This window comes from Methylobacterium sp. WL18, from assembly GCF_008040015.1.
Taxonomy (GTDB): domain Bacteria; phylum Pseudomonadota; class Alphaproteobacteria; order Rhizobiales; family Beijerinckiaceae; genus Methylobacterium; species Methylobacterium mesophilicum.
The window spans coordinates 1-2,371 of sequence record NZ_VRVD01000689.1; the positions used below are offsets into that span (position 1 = coordinate 1).

Annotated in this window: 2 protein-coding genes; both read left to right on the forward strand. The window is 69.9% G+C overall.

From position 1 onward, the window contains the following. The first annotated feature begins 2 nt into the window (after window positions 1-2). Window positions 3-1,802, forward strand: coding sequence for an NADPH-dependent assimilatory sulfite reductase hemoprotein subunit (locus FV228_RS27030; protein WP_147857335.1), 1,800 nt, complete (start codon window positions 3-5; stop codon window positions 1,800-1,802). A 241-nt stretch (window positions 1,803-2,043) separates the two neighbouring features. After that, entirely contained in the window at window positions 2,044-2,343 is a 300-nt protein-coding gene (locus FV228_RS27035; RefSeq protein WP_147857336.1) for a hypothetical protein, read from the forward strand. The last annotated feature ends 28 nt before the right edge of the window (window positions 2,344-2,371 follow it).

Sequence of the window (2,371 nt, forward strand, 5' to 3'; positions counted from 1 at the left end):
CCCTGGCGCAGACCCCGGCCGCCCGCGTCTACGAGACCCCGCCCAAGGACCGGCCGATCACCGATGCCGAGGCGGCCCGCGCGGCCCAGCTCGCCGCCAACGAGCACATCAAGATCGCCAGCGGCTACCTCCGCGGCGGCCTCGCCGACGGCCTGCTGAAGCACGCCACCGGGGCGATCTCCGAGGATGACGGGCAGCTCGTGAAGTTCCACGGGATGTACATGCAGGACGACCGCGACCTGCGCCCGGAGCGGACCAAGAAGAAGCTCGACAAGGCCTACAGCTTCATGATCCGCCTGCGCATCGCCGGCGGCGTGATCAGCCCGAAGCAGTGGCTGGTCCTCGACGACATCGCGGTGACCTATGCGGGCAGCGCCCTGCGGGCGACCACGCGCCAGACGTTCCAGTATCACGGCGTGATCAAGTCGAACCTCAAGCGCACGATGGCGGCCATCGACGCGGCCCTGCTCGACACGATCGCGGCCTGCGGCGACGTCAACCGCAACGTCATGGCGGCGACCAACCCGGCTCAGGCGGGCGCCCACAAGGCCGCCCACACCCTCGCCAAGGACATCTCGGACAGCCTGCTGCCGAAGACCAGCGCCTGGCGGGAGATCTGGCTCGACGGCGAGCGCGTGGTCGGCGGCGAGGAGGAGGAGGTCGAGCCGGTCTACGGCCGCACCTACCTGCCGCGGAAGTTCAAGATCGTCGTGGCGGTGCCGCCCTCCAACGAGGTCGACATCTTCGCCCACGATCTCGGCTTCATCGCCATCCTGGACAAGAAGAACCAGGTCACCGGCTGGAACGTCACCGTGGGCGGCGGCATGGGCATGACCCATGGCGAGCCCGAGACCTTCCCGCGCACCGCCGACGTGATGGGCTTCGTGAAGCCCGAGGACGCCATCAAGGTCGCCGAGGCCGTGATGACGGTCCAGCGCGACTGGGGCAACCGCAAGAACCGCAAGAACGCCCGGCTCAAGTACACGATCGAGCGCTACGGCCTGGCGGCGTTCCGGGCCGAGGTGGAGACCCGGATCGGCAAGACGCTCGGCGAGCCGAAGCCCTTCACCTTCACCAACAACGGCGACCGCTTCGGCTGGACCGAGGGCGACGACGGCCGCCACCACCTGACGCTCTACGTCCCGTCCGGCCGGATCAAGGATTACGAGGACGGCCCGCAATTCCTCACCGGCCTGCGCGCGATCGCCCAGGTCCATCAGGGCGATTTCCGCCTTACCGCCAACCAGAACGTGATCGTCGCCAACGTGCCGGCGGAGAAGCGGGCCGAGATCGAGGCGCTGGTCGATCAGTACGGGATCACCAAGGGTGCCGGGGCGCTCCGGCGCAACTCCATCGCCTGCGTGGCGCTGCCGACCTGCGGCCTCGCGCTCGCCGAGAGCGAGCGCTACCTGCCGGACCTGATGACCGAGCTGGAGCAGAGCCTGGCCACGCACGGGCTCGCCGAGGAGGAGATCACGATCCGCTCCACCGGCTGCCCGAACGGCTGCGCCCGCCCGTTCATCGCCGAGATCGGCCTCGTCGGCCGGGGGCCCGAGCGCTACCACCTCTATCTCGGCGCCGCCTTCGACGGCTCGCGCCTGAGCAAGCTCTACAAGGAGGACGTGGCGGCCTCGGACATCCGCGACACCCTGGATCCGCTCTTCGCCGACTTCGCCAAGGGCCGGAACCCCGGCGAGCATTTCGGCGACTACCTGATCCGGGCCGGGCACGTCGCCCGGACGATCAACGGGCCGGATTTCCACGACCGGACCGGGGCCCTCAAGCCGGTCGGGCACGCCTGAGCCGACGCGATCCCGGGCCGAGACCGCACCCTCGGCTCCGGGAGGCGCGATTCTTCTGAGACCGTTTGGCCGGTCCCGGGCGCGGGGCCGAGGCCTGCGCCTCGCATCGGCCGGACGGCACGACGCAATCATCCGGAAACCATATCGACGGACGGGCCGCCCATCGCTGCCCGTGAGAACGAACGTTCATTGACGCGAGAATGAACGTTCATTACGAGAGTGGGGCAAGCAGGAGTGAGCCATGGCTCTGTCGCTCGAAGGTCGCTGGTCGGATCTGGATGAGGACCGGTTCGCCCCGTCCGGACCCGGCGCGGCGCGCCTCCTCGCGACGGTCCGGGCTTTCTGCACCCCGTCGAACCTCACCTTCGCCGCCGTTCTGGTCCTCGCCTGGATGGCGCTGATCAGCTGGACCGGCGCGGGTCCGAAGGGCTGGCAGGCGCGCCTGTGCGCCGACCTGAGCCAGACCGCCCAGGCCTGTGCGGCCACCATCCCCGCCAAGGACCAGAGCCGCGTCGCCGCGGTCGCGCAGTTCGCCCCGTGAGCGTGCCGGCGGCCGCCGAGGCGCGCTC